Source organism: Antarctobacter sp. (genome assembly GCF_965277915.1).
Taxonomy (GTDB): Bacteria; Pseudomonadota; Alphaproteobacteria; order Rhodobacterales; family Rhodobacteraceae; genus Antarctobacter.
On sequence record NZ_OZ255849.1, the window covers coordinates 70,520 to 88,192 of the forward strand.

Genomic DNA, 17,673 nt, shown 5'->3' on the forward strand with positions numbered 1-17,673 from the left:
GCAAGACGTCGAAAGTCCGCCCTGCGAAAGCGTTGCTTAGGAAGGCACTAAGCCGGCACGATGGGCTCGCCCCCGATGCGGGCCAGCTTGCCCGCGCGCACGAGCTCCGAGCCAAATTCGATGAACGCACGCACCGCGTTCGACCGGTCGGCGTCCTGTGCCGTCAGGAACCCCATGCGCAGCGGACGCACGCGGCCCGTGATCGGCACGCAGCGCACCGGGTTGCCGTCCGGGGCGCTGTTGCTCAGCGGGCGGACATTGGCGATGGAATACCCAAAGTCATTGGCGACAAGGCTGCGCATCACGGCCATGTCGCGGGTGCGTTCGGCGATCACGGGCTTGCCGCCGACCCCGTCGAAGAAGGACAGGAAGTAGTCGGCGCTGAGCGGTAGATCCAGCAGCACCATCGGGTGGTCCTTGAGTTCCTCGATCGACACGGCATCACGGTCGGCCAGGGGGTGCCCGGTGCCCATCAATGCGATCGGCGGCAGGCGGACGAGGCCGGTGAACTGCAGGTCGGCGGGCACATCGAGGTCGTAGGTCAGCGCGAGGTCGATCTCGGACCGGCGCAGGGCGCTGAACAATTCGACCTGGTTCAACTCGACCTGCCGCAGGCGCACCTCGGGGTATTGCGCCTCGAACCCACGCCGGAGGCCCGGCAGCACCAGTTGCGCGAAGGTCAGCAGGCAACCGACCGACAGCGGCCCCCGCACCTTGCCCGCGATGTCCCCCGCAATGTCGGTCAGCGCCGCGGCCTCGCGCAGCACCAGCCGCGCCTGTTCCATCATCTGCCGGCCCCCCTGCGTCAGCGACAGGCCCTGAGCGTGCTGACGCACGAAAAGCGGCAGGCCGAATTCCTGTTCCAGCTGGGCAATGGCGGCGGAGATGGACGGAGAAGACACGTTGATTCGCTCCGAGGCGCGCGCGATGCTGCCCGCCTCGCCCACGGCGACGAAGTATTCCAGTTGCCGGAGGGTGTAGCGCAGCATTCCGCGTCCTTGAACAGTTGGCCCGTTCAAGCTTTGTCCAGACGTCCCGGGGTTGCAAGCGCGCCGGGCGCCGGTCATTCGTCCCCGGGCACCCCGTAAGAGGGCGCTTCGCGCGGGTCCAGCGCCCGCTGGACGTAGGCGTCCAGTTGCGGCTTGTAGACCTCCCAGGCCCTGGCGACGGCCTCGATGGGGCAGTCTTCGGTCCAGTCGCAGCGCAGATCGGCCACGGGCCAGGGGACGCGGTCGACCAGCATCATGCCCGCCGAATGGACCGGTCCTGCCTCGCCGCCCGCCGCCAGCCCGGCGCGCATCGCCGCGATCAGCCGGTCGCCAAGGTGGCCCTTCGCCGCCTCGAACCCGGCGACGATGGCGTCCGGCACCCCGTCGTTGTCCAGCAGGTTGCCGCCCGAGGCCACGTTACGCCCCTGCGCCTGCGTCCAGATCCCCAGAGAATTCGGGCCCGAGTGAATGGCCGTGCCGCCGGACCCATCCACCGCCAGCACCTGCCGGTACTCGATGAACTTGCCCCGCACCTGCACCTCGGCCACGGCCTCGGTCGCGCTCATGCCCTTCGCCATCAGGTCCAGCGCCAAGGGGCCCAGTGTCGGGTCGGTCACGTTCTGCGAGGCCACGGCGCCGACACCGGCGCGCGCATAGGAACAGCGCGCCGCCACCGCCGGAGAGGACGATGAAATCGCCACGCCGAACATGCCGGTCTCGGCGCAGCGTGCGACAAGCGAAAAGGTCATTTCCGTCCCCTGTGCTTCTTCTCTGCAAAAATACTCAAATCTACGCCCTCAATCCGGGATGACGGCAGTGGCATCGATCTCGACCAGCCACTCGGGCCGCGCCAGCGCCTGCACGACAAGGCCGGTGCAGACCGGGTGCACGCCCTTGATGTATTCGCCCATGACCCGGTAGATCGCCTCTCGGTGGCGGACGTCGGTGATATAGACCACCAGCTTGACCACATGGCTCATCTCGCCCCCGGCTTCCTCGACAAGTTGACGGATGTTCTGCATCACCTTGTGGGTCTGCTCGGCGGGATCGTGACTGTCGATATTCTTCGCCGTGTCCAGGTCCTGCGGGCACTGACCGCGCATCCAGACCGTGCTTCCGCCACGCGTGACGACAGCCTGGCAAAGGTCGTTGTCCAGGTTCTGTTCCGGGTAAGTGTCGCGCGTGTTGAACGTGCGGATGCGCTTGTGCGCCATGTCGGTCTCCTGTCGGTGTATCGCGGCGAACATCCCCTTGTGCGGGGGCTGGCGGAAAGAACGGATAGCCTCATCGCGGCTTAGGGCCCCCCTAACCGCGCTTAGCCTAGACCCAACCAAGGCTTCACGAAAACCGTGTTTCGGCGGCGTCCCCGCCGGTCCTAGGGTGCCCGGCATTGATGGATCGGAGGACCGCGGGAATGGAAAGCACGGATACGGTTGTCGTTGGCGGCGGTCAGGCCGGCATCGCCATGAGCGAGCACCTGGGCAAGCTGGGCGTGCCCCATGTCGTGCTGGAGCGTGACCGCATCGCCGAACGCTGGCGCACGGGGCGCTGGGATTCCCTGGTGGCCAATGGTCCGGCCTGGCACGATCGTTTCCCGAACATGGAATTCGCCTGCGATGGCGACGCCTTTCCGGACAAGGAAAGCGTGGCCGATTATTTCGCGGCCTACGCCGAGAAGATCGGCGCGCCGGTGCGGACCGGGGTCGAGGTGACCGCTGTGACGCCTCTGGACGGACGGCCCGGTTTCCGGGTGGAGACCTCGCAAGGTCTGATGGAGGCGCGGCATGTCGTGGCCGCCACCGGACCCTTTCAGCGCCCGGCGATCCCGCCGATCCTGCCCGAGGATGCCGGGCCTTTGCAGATGCATTCCAACGCCTACCGCAATCCCGGCCAATTGCCCGAGGGCGCGGTGCTGGTCGTTGGCGGCGGGTCGTCCGGCGTGCAGATCGCAGAGGAACTGATGAAGGCGGGACGCCGTGTCTACCTGTCGATTGGTCCCCATGACCGCCCGCCGCGCCGCTATCGTGGGCGCGACAATGTCTGGTGGCTGGGCGTGCTGGGCAAGTGGAACGCGGACTCGCCCGGTCCGGGGACCGAGCATGTGACCATCGCCGTCAGTGGGGCCGAAGGGGGCAAGACCGTGGATTTCCGCAGGCTGGCGGAACAGGGCATGACGCTTTTGGGTATGACCTCAGGGTATGACGGCGGCAAGTTGCGCTTTGCGCCGGATCTGAAAGCAAACCTCGACAAGGGCGACGCCAACTATCTCTCCGTTCTGGACGAGGCGGACGCCTATATCGCGCGCCACGGTCTGGACCTGCCGGAAGAGCCCGCGGCCCGTACCATCCCAGAGGACCCAGCTTGTGTGCGGGATCCGATCCTGGAACTGGACCTCGCAGAGGCCGGGATCGGCACGGTGCTCTGGGCCACCGGCTATGCCTTCGATTTCAGCTGGATCAAGGCGGACACCTTTGATGATCGCGGCCGCCCGATACACCAGCGCGGTGTGTCCAAGGAGCCGGGGCTTTATTTCGTCGGTCTGCCCTGGCAGACGCGGCGCGGGTCGTCCTTTATCTGGGGCGTCTGGCACGATGCCAAGTTCATCGCCGACCAGATCGACATCCAGCGCGGCTACATGGCATATCAGGGCAATGCCCGCCGCGTGACAGAGGATGCCTGACGCCCATGAAACTGGCCCTTTACCAGGGGGCGCCCACCGATGGCGACATCGACGGCGCCTTTGACCACATCGAAAGAGTCCTGACCGCGGCTGGCGCGATGGGCGCGGGCATGGCCGTGTTCCCCGAATTGTTCCTGCCCGGCTACAACCGTCCCGATCTGCATTCCGCCCTGTCACAGGAACAGGGCGCGGACTGGGAGCGGCGCCTGGCCGAACTGTGCCGGGTGACCGGCGTCGGGCTGACACTTGGTTGGGCTGAACGGGACGGCGACAAGGTCTTCAACGCGGCCAGTTGTTTTGACCATACCGGCGCCAAACTGGCGCATTACCGCAAGGTGCAGCTGTTCGGCCCGATGGAGGCGGTGAGTTTCGCGCCGGGCGGGAGCTATTGCACCTTCGACATGGGCGGTTTCCGGGCTGCCCTGCTGATCTGTTACGACGTGGAATTTGCCCACCACGTCACGGCACTTTCCCGGCGTGGAGTCGACCTGCTGCTGGTGCCGACGGCGAATCCTGCGGGGTTCGAGAATGTCGCCGACGTGCTGGTGCCTGCGCGCGCCTTTGAGAACGCGATCACCGTGGTCTATGCGAATTATCACGGCAGCGAGGCCGGCCTGGCATTTGGCGGTCACTCTGCCATCGTCGGGCCAGATGGGAATCCACTGGCGCGGGCCGGGACGGGTGAGGCGCTGCTGATCGCCGATCTTGCCCATCGCGACACGATGGATGCGACCTTGCTCAGCACCCAGAAACGGGACCGGCGAGAGATCGAGTAGGCGACTCACACCTTTTCGCTGACCGCGCCCCAGTCCAGGCCAAACCGCGCCAAGTACTTGCGCAGCCGGTCGGCATCATTGGTCGAGGCGCGTTTCGCGCGAGAGGCGGCGAACAGTGTGCGTCCTGCCGCGCTGAGGCTGGCAGAGCTTTGGCAGCAGCGGATCACCTCGGCCAGTTGAACGAGGTCGAACCGGTCGATTTCGGCAGCCACCTCGCCCAAGACCGTGCGGACAAGTCGTGCATCATCATCCCGCTCGGCGCTGCGCCAGTCGGCCTGCAGGGTCGCGATTTCCTCCTCTACCATCGCCAGGGTGATCCGCCCGCGCGGGGCCAGCACGCACAGCCGCCGGATCGACCCGCCGAAGTCACGGAAGTTGCCGGGCCAAGGCGTGCCCGGATCCGAGGCAAACCGCAGGTAGCGGTCCCGCGCATCGGTGTTGAAGCCCACCCTGTTGCCCAGGTCCTTTTCCGCGCGGTCCAGTTCGAACCGCAGGTTGGGTTCGATGTCCTCGCGCCGCTCCCGCAGGGCGGGCAGCCGGAAACTCCACATGTTCAGGCGCGCCAGCAGATCCGGCCGGAACAGCCCCTGCGACGTCAGCGCGCGAAGGTCGCGATTGGCGCCCGCGATGATCTGGAACCGGCTTGTGACCTCATGATCGGACCCCAACGGGTAAAATCGCCCGCTTTCGATGGCGTGCAACAGGATGCTCTGTTCGTTCAGGCCCAGTTCGTCGACCTCGTCGAGAAACAGGACCCCGCCGTCCGCCTCGCGCAAAAGGCCACTGCGTTCGGTCCCCGCCTGCCCGGTAAAACTGCGTCTCTGGCCGAAAAGCGTGGCGCGCGCATCCTGCCCGCGCAGCGTGGCACAGTTGACATGCACCAGCCGACCCTTCAGTCGGCGCCGGTCCAGTTTCAGCGAATGGATGCGCTCGGCCAGGTGAGTCTTGCCGGTGCCGGTTTCGCCCAAGAGAAGGATCGGTTCGTTGGAATTGCTGGCCACCAGTTCGATCCGGTCGATCAGCGCGTTGTAGGCGGGGTTCAAGGTCTCGATCCCGCCCTTCAACTGATCGCTGTATTCGCGCGACAGCTGGTCGAACCGCTGTTGCAGCGCGTTGTAGCGGCTGAGGTCGAGGTCGATGAGGTCGAACTTGGCCTTGTCCTCCTCCGGCCCGGGCGGGCCGGTCTGGATCAGCCTCGCGGGGATGTGGCGGCTTTCGGTCAGCAGGAACCAACAGATCTGCGCCACATGCGTGCCGGTGGTCAGGTGGACGTGATAGCGTTCACGGTCCTCGTCAAAGCCGTAGCCGCGGGCAAAGTCGAATAGCTTGCCGTAGACCTCCTGGAAGTCCCAGGGGTCGGAGAGGTCGAGGTTGCGCAGCATGACCTCTGTCTGCGGATTGGTCCCCTGCACCTCGGTCCGGACGATCTCGGCCAGGGTTTTGAACCGCATGTCATAGAGGATTTCGAGCCGGTCCACGGGAAATCCATCATGCGTGACCAGGCTCACCGTCGGCTTCCAGCGCCGCCTGCGCCCCATGTCGAGCTGCGTTCCGAGGAATCCGAGGACGACGTTGCGCAAATTCCTATCCAATCCGATAAATCTATATCCACTGATATCGTACTGGCTTGGCACGATTTCGGCAATGTCGGGGATAAGTGTTTCGATTCAGTGCTCTGACTGGATTTCCGATTTTTCTCGGGCAGCCGCGTTGCGCATGGCAAAACATCCTCATCAACAACGAAGGACCAGAGCAATGGCAAACAAATCCGTGTTTGCATCGATGAAGGGCCGGTTGCTGCCGAAAGCGACCGCAAGGAATGCCGAAGGCGCACCGGCCTACGCCTACTCCGATGCACATGCCCTGGCGCAATCGGCGGCCACAGGCACATTCGGTGGCCTGTTCTACCAGTCCGCCCAGGACGAACTGACCCGCGTGGTCGAACTGGCCGAAAAGGTGGAACCGGAGTTCCTTGCCCGGACGGCGATCTACGCTCGCCAGTCGGGCTACATGAAGGACATGCCGGCGGTGCTCTTGGCGGTGCTGGCGCGGCGCGATCCGGCGCTCTTCCGGGCGGTCTTTGGCCGCGTGGTGGATCACGGCAAGATGCTGCGGACCTTCGTGCAGATCGTGCGGTCGGGCCAGACCGGGCGCAAGTCGCTGGGCTCGGCGCCCAAGGCAATGGTGCAGCACTGGCTGAACACGGCCTCGGACCGGGCCATCCTGAATGCCAACATCGGCAACGATCCGTCGCTGAAGGACGTGATCAGGATGGTGCACCCGAAGCCGGATACGGCAGAGCGCGAGGCGCTGTTCGCCTGGATCGTCGGGCGGCCCTGCGACGTGTCGAAACTGCCGGAGTCGGTGCAGAACTGGATGACCTTTAACGAAGGGGCCGAGGGAGCATTGCCCGACGTGCCGTTCCAGATGCTGACGCAGCTGCCGCTGACCGCGGACCACTGGGCGCAGATCGCGCAAAAGGGTTCGTGGCAGATGGTGCGCCAGAACCTGAATACCTTCCTGCGCAAGGGCATCTTTGCCGATGCGCAGATGGTCGAACAGGTCGCGGCAAAGCTGCGTGACCCCAAGGCGGTCTCGAAGGCGCGGGCCTTTCCGTACCAGATGATGGTCGCGGCGAGGCACGCAAGCGACGAGATGCCCCGCGAGATCGTGGATGCGCTGCATGGTGCGATGGAGTTGGCGGTGCGCAATGTGCCGAAGGTCTCTGGCGAGGTCGTGGTCTGCCCGGACGTCTCGGCGTCCATGACGGGGCCGGTGACCGGCTACCGCAAGGGCGCAAGCTCTGCCGTGCGTCACGTGGACGTGGCCGCATTGGTTGCGGCGTCGTTCATGCGGGTGAACCGCAAGTGCCAGGTTCTGCCGTTCGAGGTGAAGGTGCGCAACGCACGCCTGAACCCGCGCGACACGATCCTGACCAACGCGGAACGCCTGTCGGCCCTGGCCGGGGGCGGGACCAACTGTTCGGCACCGCTGCGGCAGCTCAACGAGCGCCGTCGCGCACCGGACCTGGTGGTCTTCGTGTCCGACAACCAGTCCTGGGTGGATGCCCGGGGCGGGCGCCAGTCGACGGCGATGATGCACGAATGGGCGGCGCTGAAACGGCGCAACCCGGGGGCCAGGCTGGTCTGCATCGACATCGCGCCCTACGGCACGACGCAGGCGCAGACTCGTGAGGATGTGCTGAACATCGGCGGGTTCTCGGACGCGGTCTTTGACCGGATCGCGGATTTCGCGAAGGGCCGGACAGGGTCCGAACACTGGGTGCAGGAGATCGAGAAGATCGAGCTCTGAGCCCTGACACCAAAGGGTCAGGCGGAATGCCGACGGGACTACATTTTCAGGACATGTACCTGTCTCGTCATTTACTTGTCCGCCTGGCCCACATCGGAAACGAGACACGAAAGGAGCAATGTCCCGGCGAATGCCGGCGGAACTACAGCGCTGTTAACGCCCAGGTTGCGGGTTCGAATCCCGTCGCGGCCGCCACAGACCATCCACAGGCAAGGTATTCCCGTCTGTCGGATCGGTTCCCCAACGGGGATTATGGCCGCGTAGCTCAATCGGAAGAGCAGGTCATGTTTCGCCACCCCTTTGTCGCCGGGACACAATGCCAGGGACCAACCCAGCTTGGCAGAGTGCCCCACCCGGAGTGCGAAAGCCGAAGGTTCAACTCCTTCATCCCTGGGCAACACGATCGGGAGGAATGCCTGCGGGGTTACTTGTCTTTCAACAACGCCAAACCTCGCAACATCTTGTCCTCCCACCCGAATACGAAAGGACGCCCCCGGCGAATGCCGAAGGAACTACATGCCTCCAACCAAACCGGGTCACCGGGCGGTTCGACTCCGCCTTTGGCAATCGCCCAGACGGCAAACGCGCGTCCTGCGCGGGGCGGGTCCCGGAGATGTTTCTTCTCTCTTGTCGCCGGGGGCCATTTACGGAGATCTTTTCATGACGATATCGGATAACGCTGCATTTGATCCGGTCACCGGGCACCACCTGCAGGACTGGGGCCATCGCCCTGGCAAGCATTTCCCCGTGCTGCTGGAAAAAGCCAACGCGATGCGGGCCGAGGGCTATGGACTTGTGCGCATCCGGCAGGAACTGGACGGCATGGCCCCGCCAGAGCCGGACACGCTGGCGCTGCGCGCACCCGGGGATCTTGCCTTTTCCGAGAACATCGAGATTTCGCATCCCGATGAACAGGAGAACGTCGCCAAGGTGCGCGCCACCATGCGCGAACTGATGCGCACGCCCACGATCGAGGCCGGGGCGATCATGCCTGACGCCTGTCCGGCAGGGCCCGAGGGCACGATCCCGGTGGGGGGCGTGGCCGCCGCCAGCAACGCGATTCACCCGGGGATGCATTCGGCCGACATCTGTTGTTCGGTCATGATCTCGGACATGGGCATGGCCGATCCCAAGGCGGTGCTGGATGCCGCGCAGTCGGTCACGCATTTCGGCCCCGGCGGGCGGCCTCAAGGCAAGCGTTATACCCTGCCGGTCGATCTGCTGGACGAGATGCGCGACAATTCCTTTCTCTGTACGCAAAAGATCATGCACATGGCGCAGGCGCACCTGGGGACGCAGGGGGACGGCAATCATTTCCTGTTCGTCGGACGCTCGCGCAAGACCGGGCGCACGGCGATGGTGACGCATCACGGGTCTCGCGGGCCGGGGGCGGTGCTCTACAAGGAGGGGATGATCGTGGCGGAACGCTATCGCCGGGAACTGTCGCCCGAGACACTGAAACAGAATGCCTGGATCCCGGCGGACAGCGACGATGGGCAGGATTACTGGGACGCGCTGCAGATCATTCGCCAGTGGACCAAAACCAACCACGAGATGATCCACGACGCGACGGCAGCGGCTGCCGGCGCCGGGGTGGGTGACCGTTTCTGGAACGAGCACAACTTCGTCTTCAAGCGGGGTGATCTTTACTTTCACGGCAAGGGGGCGACCCCGGCCTGGAAGGGCTATGCCGATGACGCCAGCGGGCTGACCCTGATCCCGCTCAACATGGCGCAGCCGGTTCTGGTGACGCGCGGGCTCGATGCGGCCAGCGGGCTGGGGTTCAGCCCGCATGGGGCCGGGCGCAATTTCTCGCGCTCGGAGCATCGACGCCGCATGGGATCGGTCACGCCCGACCAGATGCTGAAGGCCGAGACCGAGGGCCTGGACATCCGGTTTCACGCCGGGGCGGTGGATGCGTCCGAACTGCCGTCCAGCTACAAGGATGCCGACAGCGTCGTGGCGCAGATCAAGTCCTACGGACTGGCCGAGATCGAGGACTACATCGATCCTTACGGCTGCATCATGGCAGGTGACGTGCCGCCGTTCTGGGCCAAGAAAAAGAAAGCTGCCCGGCGCGGTGCCTGACGGGTGCTGACGGCTGGCCGGGGTGATCAGCCCGGCCCGCCGACAACCCTGCTCAAACGGGGAAATCCGGCCCATTATCAAGTTTTCCGGAATAGAGTTGTCGGCATCCACTTGCTGGCCCGTTGTCGGGCGTCAGGCTAGTTTCGGGGAAATCCCAATGTCCCAGAGGCTATTATGACCGCACGCTACTATGCACAGATGGGGGGACATCCTCCTCAAGAGCAGATCATGACGGACCGCGCCGTGTTCACCGACGCCTATGCGGTGATCCCCAAGGGCACGATGCGCGACATCGTCACCAGCTTTCTGCCCTTCTGGGAAGAAACCCGCCTGTGGGTGCTGTCGCGTCCGCTGAGCGGCTTTGCCGAGACGTTTTCGCAATACATCATGGAAGTCGCGCCCGGGGGCGGGTCCGACAGGCCCGAAACCGATCCCGGCGCCGAGGCCGTGATCTTTGTTGTCGAGGGCACGGGCACGCTGACCGTCGACGGGACGGCCCATGCGCTGGAACCTGGCAGCTATGCCTTCCTGCCGCCCGCGACCGACTGGACCTTGCGGAACACGGGAGACGCGTTGCTGAAGTTCCACTGGATCCGCAAAGCCTATGAGGCGGTCGAGGGACTGCCCGCGCCCGAGGCCTTTGTGACCAACGAAAGGGACATCACGCCCGCCGCCATGCCCGGCACGGATGGCAAATGGGCGACCACGCGGTTCGTCGACCAGGCTGATCTGCGCCACGACATGCATGTGACCATCGTGACGTTTGAACCGGGCGGCGTGATCCCCTTTGCCGAAACCCATGTCATGGAACACGGGCTTTACGTTCTCGAAGGCAAGGCGGTCTACCGGCTCAACTCCGACTGGGTCGAGGTCGAGGCCGGGGATTACATGTGGCTGCGCGCCTTCTGCCCGCAGGCCTGCTATGCTGGCGGGCCGGGGCGTTTTCGCTACCTGCTCTACAAGGATGTGAACCGGCACATGCCGCTGCGGTTGACGGCGCGCGGCTGATCCGCACCAAGGCAGGACCAAGAAGGGCCGGCATGGTTTCCATGCCGGCCCTTTTTTATGCGATTGATGTTGTCGTACTGCGTGGCACGAAAAAAGGCCCACTGGACACCAGCGGGCCTTGGTCGTTTCTCGTAGAGTAGATCAGTTCTGCTTCAGCGATCCGTCGCCGTGACCGGCCAAGCCCCCCGAGACTTCCTCGGTGGATTCATCGGCCAGTTCCTGCGGCAAGAGCAGGTTCAGCACGATGGCGATCAGGGCCGCGGGCAGGATGCCCGAGGTTGCCAGGACCTTGACGGTGCTGGGCAGGTACTGCAGCGCCTCGGGTTCGAGTTGCAGGCCAAGGCCCAGCGACAGGGCAATGGCAAAGATCACCATGTTGCGGCGGTTCCAATGCACGTCCGACAGCATCGAGACACCCGCCGCGACCACCATGCCGAACATCACGATCACGCCGCCGCCCAGAACCTCGATCGGGACCGAGGAGATGACGGCGCCGATCTTTGGCACCAGGCCGCAGAGAATCAGGAAGAAGGCGCCGATGGTGACGACGGTCCGGCTCATGACGCCGGTCATGGCGATCAGGCCGACGTTCTGGCTGAACGAAGTGTTGGGCAGGGCGCCGAACAGGCCGGAAATCGCCGTACCGATCCCGTCGGCAAAGGTCGCCCCCTGGATTTCCTTGTCCGTCGCTTCGCGACCCGCGCCGCCCTTGGTGATGCCGGACACGTCGCCCACGGTTTCCACCGCCGAGACGAAGGACATCAGGCAGAAGCCGACAACCGCCGCGACAGAGAATTCCAGCCCGAAGTGAAGCGGGTTCGGCAGCGCGAAAGAGGCCGCCCGGCCGACGTTGCCAAGATTGACCTGTCCCAACATGAAGGCCAGCGCATAGCCGACCAGCAGGCCCACCAGCACCGCCGAGACCGACAGCATGCCACGGGCAAAGAACTTCAGCCCCAGCGTCACGATGATCACCGTCCCCGCCATCAGCCAGTTGATGCCCGATCCGTATTCAGGTGTTCCGATGGCCGGAACGCCGCCAGCCGCGTACTGGACCCCGACCTTGACCAGGGCCAGGCCGATCATCGTCACCACCAGCCCGGTGACAAGCGGCGGCAGGGCAAACCGGATCTTGCCGATGAAAAGGCCCAGGAAGGCGTGGAAAATGCCGCCTGCCAGGATGCCGCCCATCAGTACGGCAATGGCGTCCACGCCCTTGCCGGCGACCAGCGGGATCATGATCGGGATGAAGGCAAAGGATGTGCCCTGGACGATCGGCAGACGCGCGCCCACCGGGCCAAGGCCGATGGACTGGAACAGCGTCGCGATGCCGGCAAAGAACATCGACATCTGGATCATGTAGATCATCTGCGGAAAGTCTGGCGAGTTCGAGCCGAAGCCGAAGCCCGCCGCGCCGCAGACGATGATGGCAGGGGTCACGTTCGAAACGAACATGGCAAGTACATGCTGGATGCCCAGTGGCACCGCCTTGTGCAAGGGTGGGGTGTAATTCGGGTCGCGGAGCTGCGCCGGTGTCCCGATGGATGTGTCGGCCATGATGTTTCCTCCGTTGGATGCGGGTGCCGGCTCCTCCTCCGGCGGCCCGTTCAGGTTTCGATTTCGTAAGGCTCCTCGAACCAGTGTTCTTCCAGGTTCGGACCCTCTCCGATCCGGTCCACAACCGCGAAAAGACCCGGTGCCGCCAGCGGCGTAAGGACGCCGTGCCAGGTTCCGCGGTGAAAGTTGATGGCCTGCCCCGGGGTGGTCAAAAAGGCGCGGGGCCGCCCCGGTTTGCCGTCGTCATCCTTGGCGACGACAACCAGGAAACCGTCCATGCTCATCGGGATGAAGCACTGGCTGCCCTCGGGATGACGTTCGACCATCTCCAGCGTCAGGGGTAGGCTGCGCGGTTCTGCCTTGAACAGGCTGACGCCCGGGCGCCCCCCGGCAAAGTCAAGGTGCGCGCGGTCATGATAACGGCCGCAAAGCCCCTGGTTGATGATCTTGTCGGCCTCGCCCGCCGTGTCGATCACGTCGCCGAAACCGGCAAAGGCCTCGTGGGTCAGGGGGGCTGCGACGATGCTGCGGCTCATGCGGTGAATTTCTCCTCCAGGCGCAATTCGGCGATCCGCTCTACTTGGCGGCAGGCCTCGGCGAATTCGGTGTCGCGGTCATTGGCGACGCGGCGCTTGAAGGCCTCCATGATCGTGGCCTTGGTGTTGTCACGGACCGCGATGATGAAGGGAAAGCCGAACTTTTGGGTGTAGGCGGTGTTCAATTCGGTAAAGGTAGCGCGTTCCTCGTCGGTCAGCGCATCGAGCCCGACAGAGGCCTGTTCCGCCGTCGACTCCGCCGTCAGGCGCTTGGCCTCGGCCAGTTTGCCGGCAAGGTCGGGGTGCGCGGTGAGCACGCCCAGGCGCCTGTCCTCGTCCGCGGCACGGAACACCCGCGCCAGCGCCGAATGCACGCCCGCGGCGGTGTCATGGGTCGGCCCCAGTTCCAGTGCATGGGCGCCCTCTGCAATCCAGGGGCTGTGCTCGAAGACGCCGCCAAATTCCGCCACAAAGCTGTCGCGATCCATGTCAGAGGGGCGTCGGCGGGTCATCGGCGGGTGCTCCTTCGTCCAGTGTTCGGCAATCTGCAGGCGGGTGGCGAACCAGACACCCTCGTGCGATCGCATGTAGTCCAGCGCGCGTTTCAGCGCGGCCATCCGGCTGGGCCGTCCGATCAGCCGGCAATGGAGACCGATCGACATCATCTTGGGCGCGCCATCCGTGCCCTCGGCGTAGAGAATGTCGAAGGAATCCTTCAGCATCGCCTCGAACGGGTCGCCGTGGGTAAAGCCGGCCTGGATCGCAAAGCGCATGTCATTGCAATCCATAGTGTAAGGCACGATCAGCTGGTCGCGGCCATTCGCCCGGTGCCAATAGGGCAGATCATCCGCGTAACTGTCTGAAATATAGGCGAACTGACCTTCTTCTGCGGCAAGATCGACCGTGTTCATGGAGCACCGCCCGGTGTACCAGCCGCGCGGCGGCGTGCCGGTGACCTCTGTGTGCAACGCGATCGCCTCGCGAATCTGCGCGCGCTCCTCTGTCTCGGTCATGTCCTTGTGTTCGATCCACTTCAGCCCGTGGCTGGCGATTTCCCAACCGGCCTCTTTCATGGCCTTGACCTGTTCCGGGGCCCGAGCCAGTGCCGTTGCGACGCCGTAGACGGTCACCGGCAGGTCGCGCAGGGCGCGATGTACCCGCCAGAACCCGGCGCGCGCGCCGTATTCATAGATCGATTCCATGTTCCAGTGGCGCTGGCCCGGCCAGGGCTGCGCCCCGGTGATTTCAGACAGGAAGGCTTCGGACGCGGGATCGCCATGCAGGGTGCAGTTCTCGCCGCCTTCCTCGTAGTTCAGAACGATCTGGACGGCGATCCTGGCGCCGCCCGGCCAATTTGCGGCGGGCGGCGTGGCGCCATAGCCGGTCATGTCTCTTGGATAACGTGTCACTTCTGCCCTCATCGAATTTGGGTATTCATAAACCAGAATAATCGGGCGGTTTTTCAAAAAACGTTTGAAGGAGCCTTAAGCCCCGCAGGTTTTGCACCAGGAGGCGAACCCGCCTTATAAGACGGCAAGCAAGGGAGTTTGCAGCAATGGCCGGATACCTGACGACCCATGTTCTCGACACTGCGCGCGGGTGCCCCGCAGAGGGCATCAAGATCGCCCTTTACCGGGTTTCAGGAAACTCGCATCGCAAGATCGCCGAGACCGTAACCAATGACGACGGCCGCACCGATGCGCCGATCCTTCCGGCGGAGAAATTCAAGACCGGCACTTACGAGCTGGTTTTCTTTGCTGGCGACTACCTGCGTCGGACCGGACAGGCGAACGACGACATCCTGTTTCTGGATCAGGTGCCCATTCGCTTTGGCATGTCGGATCCCGACGCCCATTATCATGTCCCGCTGTTGCTGTCGCCTTTCGGCATGAGTACCTATCGCGGCAGCTGAACCCGCTTTTCGGCGTCGCGGACGACGGCGCCGATGCGGTCTATCACGAATTCCATGAACATCCGTGTCTTGGGGTCCTGCCTGCGCCGATGGGTGAACAGGCAGGCCATCTGGATGGGCTCCGGCGGCGTCTGCGTCGCGACGGGAACCAGTCGACCGGCTTCAAGGTGATCCGCGATCTCGAAGATCGGCTTCAGCGCGATTCCATGTCCCCCAAGCGCCCAGTCGGTCAAAACGTCCCCGTCATCGGATTCGTAGCGGCCCGCGATCGGGAATTTGCGCACACCCTCCGGGGTCTTCAGCCGCCACTGGAATTCGGTCGCGCCGGGAAAGCGAAGGTTCAGGCATTCGTGCCCCTTTTCCAGGATCTCGTCGCCGGTCATCGGCGTGCCACGCGCCTCCAGGTAGGACGGCGCGGCGCAGAGCACCCTTTCGACATCCGAAATCTTGCGGATGCGCAGGTTGCTGTCCTCGGGCTGGCCAAGAAAGAACGCCAGGTCCAGGCCCTCGGTCGTCAGGTCGACCTTGCGGTCGGTCAGGCGCAGGCGCACGTTGACCTCCGGGTAGGTTTCCAGAAAGTCCGGGACCTGTGGCGCGATCAGGCGCCGTCCGACCCCCAGAGGGGCCGCCACGAACAGCGATCCCTTGGGGTTCTCGGTGATGCTGACCACCTGCGCCTCGGCGTTCTCGACCGATTCCAGGATCTCGCAGGCGCCGCTGTAAAACGCCCGGCCATGTTCCGTGGGTGTCAGACTGCGCGTGGTGCGCTGGAACAGCCGAACGCTGAGATGTTCCTCAAGTTGGGATATTCGTGATGAAGTTACAGCCGGTGAAATGCGCAAGTCCCGCCCCGCTGCCGACATGCTGCCGAGTTCATAGACACGCACGAAGGTGCGGATATTGTCGAGATAGGACATTGTTCTGCTATTTTTGATGCTGCTTGGTATTCAGCAGCGATACCAGAACAATTTGGCTCCGCATAGTCTGCGGAGGATTCGACCCTTTAGGAGGCTTGCCATGTACGACCTGGCCATCATGTGGGATTGGGCGGCCTTTGCCGTCCGCTGGCTGCATGTCATCACTGCCATCGCCTGGATTGGCTCATCGTTCTATTTCATCGCGCTGGACCTTGGCCTGCGGAAGGTGCCGCATCTGCCTGTCGGCGCACATGGCGAGGAATGGCAGGTCCACGGCGGCGGCTTCTATCACATCCAGAAATACCTGGTCGCGCCCGAGCAGATGCCGGACCACCTGACCTGGTTCAAATGGGAAAGCTACGCCACCTGGCTGTCCGGCGCGGGGCTCTTGATGATCGTCTACTGGGTCGGCGGAGAGCTGTTCCTGCTGGACCCGACCAAGGCGGACCTGTCGCTGTGGCAGGGCATCCTGGTCTCGGCCGCGACGATCGGTGTGGGCTGGCTGCTGTACGATTTCCTGTGCAAGTCGAAACTGGGCGATTACCCGACCGCCATGATGCTGGTGCTGTTCCTGATCATCGTGGTGATGAGCTGGGGTCTGAACCAGGTGTTCACAGGACGCGCCGCGCTGCTGCATCTGGGGGCCTTCACGGCGACGATCATGACGGCCAACGTCTTTTTCATTATCATGCCGAACCAGCGCATCGTGGTGAAGGACCTGCAAGAAGGCCGCACCCCCGATCCCAAGTACGGCAAGATCGCCAAGCTGCGATCGACGCACAACAACTACCTGACCTTGCCGGTCATTTTCCTGATGCTGTCGAACCACTATCCGCTGGCCTTTGCCACCGACTACGCCTGGATCATCGCCAGCCTCGTGTTCCTGATGGGGGTCACCATCCGGCACTACTTCAACTCGATGCATGCCCGCAAAGGTCAGCCGAACTGGACCTGGGCCGTCACGGTGGTGCTCTTCATCGTCATCGCCTGGCTGTCGACCGCGCCGATGCTGGACACCTATGACGAGGCCGAGGCGCGCCCGCTGTCGCCCTACGAACAGCAATTCGCCTCGGCCGAGGGGTTCTCGGAGGCCTACGACGTGGTTCTGGGCAACTGCTCGATGTGCCATGCGCGTGAACCCGTCTGGGACGGCGTGCTCTGGCCGCCCAAGGGCGTGGTGCTGGAGACGGAGTCCGACGTGGCCCGCCATGCCAAGCAGATCTTCCTGCAGTCCGGGGTGAGCCACGCGATGCCGCCGCCCAACGCGATCTCGACCATGGATGCCGAAAGTCGCGCAACGATCGTGGCATGGTACCGCGACGCGACGCGCTGACGCCGCTGTCGTTCAGGCGGCGGGTGCTTGAGCGGGATGCCCCTGTCGGCGGCGGTTTCGGGTCGAGGTGATATCCCGCCATCGATCAGGACGATGTTGCTGCCGGGCATGAGGGGCTGCGGTTCGGCAGGTGAGATCAGTGCGCTTTCCATGAGGTCAGTCCTTTCCAGTTGGCAAAGTGAGAGGGGGCGGCGGCCTACATCGGGTCGCCGTCATTCATGGGTCATCAGCTTGAGTTTCACGCCTTCGGTCTCGTCCGCGTGGGCGATGGCCATGCCAGTCTCGTCCTCGCCGACGACCGAGAACATGACGCCGAACCAGCCATTGGCCAACAGATTCGACATCCAGGGCAGGGCGCCCTTGACGCGATAGCCGCCGTCGACGCGGACCGCCTTGAGCTTCAGTCTTTCGGTCTCGGCAATGGCCTTCATCGGGTCCGACATGCCGGTGCCGCCCAGGATCTCGCCGGTGCCCGACACGCCGGTGATGTTCAGATCGCCTTCCAGCTGCAGTTCCAGCTTCTGCACAGTGATGTAGCGTGCCACCGCATTGGCGTGCAGACCGA

Annotated in this window: 16 protein-coding genes and 1 tRNA gene; 8 read left to right on the forward strand and 9 right to left on the reverse strand. The window is 64.1% G+C overall.

Annotated elements, in window-relative coordinates:
• Nucleotides 1-47: 47 nt before the first annotated feature.
• The 3 genes from ACQY5B_RS01295 to ACQY5B_RS01305 all read right to left on the reverse strand — a co-directional run bounded on the left by ACQY5B_RS01295 (nucleotide 48) and on the right by ACQY5B_RS01305 (nucleotide 2,203).
• The gene (locus ACQY5B_RS01295) at nucleotides 48-989 is read right to left on the reverse strand and encodes a LysR family transcriptional regulator (protein WP_420326756.1); all 942 of its coding nucleotides are present in this window, start codon (nucleotides 987-989) and stop codon (nucleotides 48-50) included.
• 74 nt (nucleotides 990-1,063) lie between these two features.
• Nucleotides 1,064-1,738: a DUF1028 domain-containing protein gene (locus ACQY5B_RS01300; RefSeq protein ID WP_420326755.1), complete on the reverse strand. Its 675-nt coding sequence runs from the start codon at nucleotides 1,736-1,738 to the stop codon at nucleotides 1,064-1,066.
• Between the two features lie 48 nt (nucleotides 1,739-1,786).
• Nucleotides 1,787-2,203, reverse strand: coding sequence for a RidA family protein (locus tag ACQY5B_RS01305; RefSeq protein WP_305967705.1), 417 nt, complete (start codon nucleotides 2,201-2,203; stop codon nucleotides 1,787-1,789).
• 200 nt (nucleotides 2,204-2,403) lie between these two features.
• On the opposite strand from ACQY5B_RS01305, the gene ACQY5B_RS01310 reads away from it, so the two are divergent.
• The gene (locus ACQY5B_RS01310) at nucleotides 2,404-3,669 is read left to right on the forward strand and encodes a flavin-containing monooxygenase (RefSeq protein WP_420326754.1); all 1,266 of its coding nucleotides are present in this window, start codon (nucleotides 2,404-2,406) and stop codon (nucleotides 3,667-3,669) included.
• 5 nt (nucleotides 3,670-3,674) lie between these two features.
• Nucleotides 3,675-4,445, forward strand: coding sequence for a carbon-nitrogen hydrolase family protein (locus ACQY5B_RS01315; protein ID WP_420326752.1), 771 nt, complete (start codon nucleotides 3,675-3,677; stop codon nucleotides 4,443-4,445).
• A 5-nt stretch (nucleotides 4,446-4,450) separates the two neighbouring features.
• Here ACQY5B_RS01315 and rtcR read toward each other — a convergent pair whose 3' ends face one another.
• Nucleotides 4,451-6,025: an RNA repair transcriptional activator RtcR gene (gene rtcR / locus ACQY5B_RS01320; RefSeq protein ID WP_420326750.1), complete on the reverse strand. Its 1,575-nt coding sequence runs from the start codon at nucleotides 6,023-6,025 to the stop codon at nucleotides 4,451-4,453.
• Between the two features lie 175 nt (nucleotides 6,026-6,200).
• On the opposite strand from rtcR, the gene ACQY5B_RS01325 reads away from it, so the two are divergent.
• The 4 genes from ACQY5B_RS01325 (at nucleotide 6,201) to ACQY5B_RS01340 (ending at nucleotide 10,853) form a co-directional block, all read left to right on the forward strand.
• Nucleotides 6,201-7,757 carry an RNA-binding protein gene (locus ACQY5B_RS01325; RefSeq protein ID WP_420326748.1) on the forward strand — a complete coding sequence of 519 codons (1,557 nt, stop codon included), beginning with the start codon at nucleotides 6,201-6,203 and terminating at the stop codon, nucleotides 7,755-7,757.
• A 319-nt stretch (nucleotides 7,758-8,076) separates the two neighbouring features.
• Nucleotides 8,077-8,152, forward strand: a tRNA-Pro gene (locus ACQY5B_RS01330).
• Nucleotides 8,153-8,417: 265 nt separating this feature from the next.
• Nucleotides 8,418-9,845 carry an RtcB family protein gene (locus ACQY5B_RS01335; protein WP_420326746.1) on the forward strand — a complete coding sequence of 476 codons (1,428 nt, stop codon included), beginning with the start codon at nucleotides 8,418-8,420 and terminating at the stop codon, nucleotides 9,843-9,845.
• A 174-nt stretch (nucleotides 9,846-10,019) separates the two neighbouring features.
• The gene (locus ACQY5B_RS01340) at nucleotides 10,020-10,853 is read left to right on the forward strand and encodes a bifunctional allantoicase/(S)-ureidoglycine aminohydrolase (protein ID WP_420326744.1); all 834 of its coding nucleotides are present in this window, start codon (nucleotides 10,020-10,022) and stop codon (nucleotides 10,851-10,853) included.
• A 141-nt stretch (nucleotides 10,854-10,994) separates the two neighbouring features.
• Here the strand turns inward: ACQY5B_RS01340 and ACQY5B_RS01345 are convergent, their stop codons facing one another.
• Genes ACQY5B_RS01345 through puuE form a run of 3 tightly spaced genes read right to left on the reverse strand, consistent with a single transcriptional unit; the run spans nucleotide 10,995 to nucleotide 14,355 of the window.
• Entirely contained in the window at nucleotides 10,995-12,410 is a 1,416-nt protein-coding gene (locus tag ACQY5B_RS01345; protein ID WP_305967712.1) for a uracil-xanthine permease family protein, read from the reverse strand.
• 50 nt (nucleotides 12,411-12,460) lie between these two features.
• Entirely contained in the window at nucleotides 12,461-12,946 is a 486-nt protein-coding gene (locus ACQY5B_RS01350) for an ureidoglycolate lyase (RefSeq protein ID WP_420326742.1), read from the reverse strand.
• Nucleotides 12,943-14,355 carry an allantoinase PuuE gene (puuE, locus tag ACQY5B_RS01355; RefSeq protein ID WP_420326741.1) on the reverse strand — a complete coding sequence of 471 codons (1,413 nt, stop codon included), beginning with the start codon at nucleotides 14,353-14,355 and terminating at the stop codon, nucleotides 12,943-12,945. Before puuE ends, ACQY5B_RS01350 begins: the two co-directional genes overlap by 4 nt.
• A 146-nt stretch (nucleotides 14,356-14,501) precedes the next feature.
• On the opposite strand from puuE, the gene uraH reads away from it, so the two are divergent.
• Entirely contained in the window at nucleotides 14,502-14,858 is a 357-nt protein-coding gene (uraH, locus tag ACQY5B_RS01360; RefSeq protein WP_420326739.1) for a hydroxyisourate hydrolase, read from the forward strand.
• Here uraH and ACQY5B_RS01365 read toward each other — a convergent pair.
• On the reverse strand, nucleotides 14,843-15,775 hold the full coding sequence (locus ACQY5B_RS01365) for a LysR family transcriptional regulator (RefSeq protein WP_305967716.1): 933 nt from the start codon (nucleotides 15,773-15,775) through the stop codon (nucleotides 14,843-14,845). The two genes, uraH and ACQY5B_RS01365, sit on opposite strands and share 16 nt — an antisense overlap.
• A gap of 100 nt (nucleotides 15,776-15,875) precedes the next feature.
• Here ACQY5B_RS01365 and ACQY5B_RS01370 point away from each other — a divergent pair, with 100 nt between their 5' ends.
• Nucleotides 15,876-17,108, forward strand: coding sequence for a urate hydroxylase PuuD (locus ACQY5B_RS01370; protein ID WP_420326738.1), 1,233 nt, complete (start codon nucleotides 15,876-15,878; stop codon nucleotides 17,106-17,108).
• A gap of 212 nt (nucleotides 17,109-17,320) precedes the next feature.
• Here ACQY5B_RS01370 and ACQY5B_RS01375 read toward each other — a convergent pair whose 3' ends face one another.
• Nucleotides 17,321-17,653 (reverse strand): hypothetical protein, encoded by a 333-nt coding sequence (locus ACQY5B_RS01375; RefSeq protein ID WP_420326737.1) that lies wholly within the window; start codon nucleotides 17,651-17,653, stop codon nucleotides 17,321-17,323.
• Between the last annotated feature and the right edge of the window lie 20 nt (nucleotides 17,654-17,673).

Excerpts from the sequence above, each read along its gene's own strand:
- ACQY5B_RS01295 (WP_420326756.1), bottom strand. The coding sequence starts at position 989 with ATGCTGCGCTACACCCTCCGGCAACTGGAATACTTCGTCGCCGTGGGC.
- ACQY5B_RS01300 (WP_420326755.1), bottom strand. The coding sequence starts at position 1,738 with ATGACCTTTTCGCTTGTCGCACGCTGCGCCGAGACCGGCATGTTCGGC.
- ACQY5B_RS01305 (WP_305967705.1), bottom strand. The coding sequence starts at position 2,203 with ATGGCGCACAAGCGCATCCGCACGTTCAACACGCGCGACACTTACCCG.
- ACQY5B_RS01310 (WP_420326754.1), top strand. The coding sequence starts at position 2,404 with ATGGAAAGCACGGATACGGTTGTCGTTGGCGGCGGTCAGGCCGGCATC.
- ACQY5B_RS01315 (WP_420326752.1), top strand. The coding sequence starts at position 3,675 with ATGAAACTGGCCCTTTACCAGGGGGCGCCCACCGATGGCGACATCGAC.
- ACQY5B_RS01325 (WP_420326748.1), top strand. The coding sequence starts at position 6,201 with ATGGCAAACAAATCCGTGTTTGCATCGATGAAGGGCCGGTTGCTGCCG.
- ACQY5B_RS01335 (WP_420326746.1), top strand. The coding sequence starts at position 8,418 with ATGACGATATCGGATAACGCTGCATTTGATCCGGTCACCGGGCACCAC.
- ACQY5B_RS01340 (WP_420326744.1), top strand. The coding sequence starts at position 10,020 with ATGACCGCACGCTACTATGCACAGATGGGGGGACATCCTCCTCAAGAG.
- ACQY5B_RS01345 (WP_305967712.1), bottom strand. The coding sequence starts at position 12,410 with ATGGCCGACACATCCATCGGGACACCGGCGCAGCTCCGCGACCCGAAT.
- ACQY5B_RS01350 (WP_420326742.1), bottom strand. The coding sequence starts at position 12,946 with ATGAGCCGCAGCATCGTCGCAGCCCCCCTGACCCACGAGGCCTTTGCC.
- uraH (WP_420326739.1), top strand. The coding sequence starts at position 14,502 with ATGGCCGGATACCTGACGACCCATGTTCTCGACACTGCGCGCGGGTGC.
- ACQY5B_RS01365 (WP_305967716.1), bottom strand. The coding sequence starts at position 15,775 with ATGTCCTATCTCGACAATATCCGCACCTTCGTGCGTGTCTATGAACTC.
- ACQY5B_RS01370 (WP_420326738.1), top strand. The coding sequence starts at position 15,876 with ATGTACGACCTGGCCATCATGTGGGATTGGGCGGCCTTTGCCGTCCGC.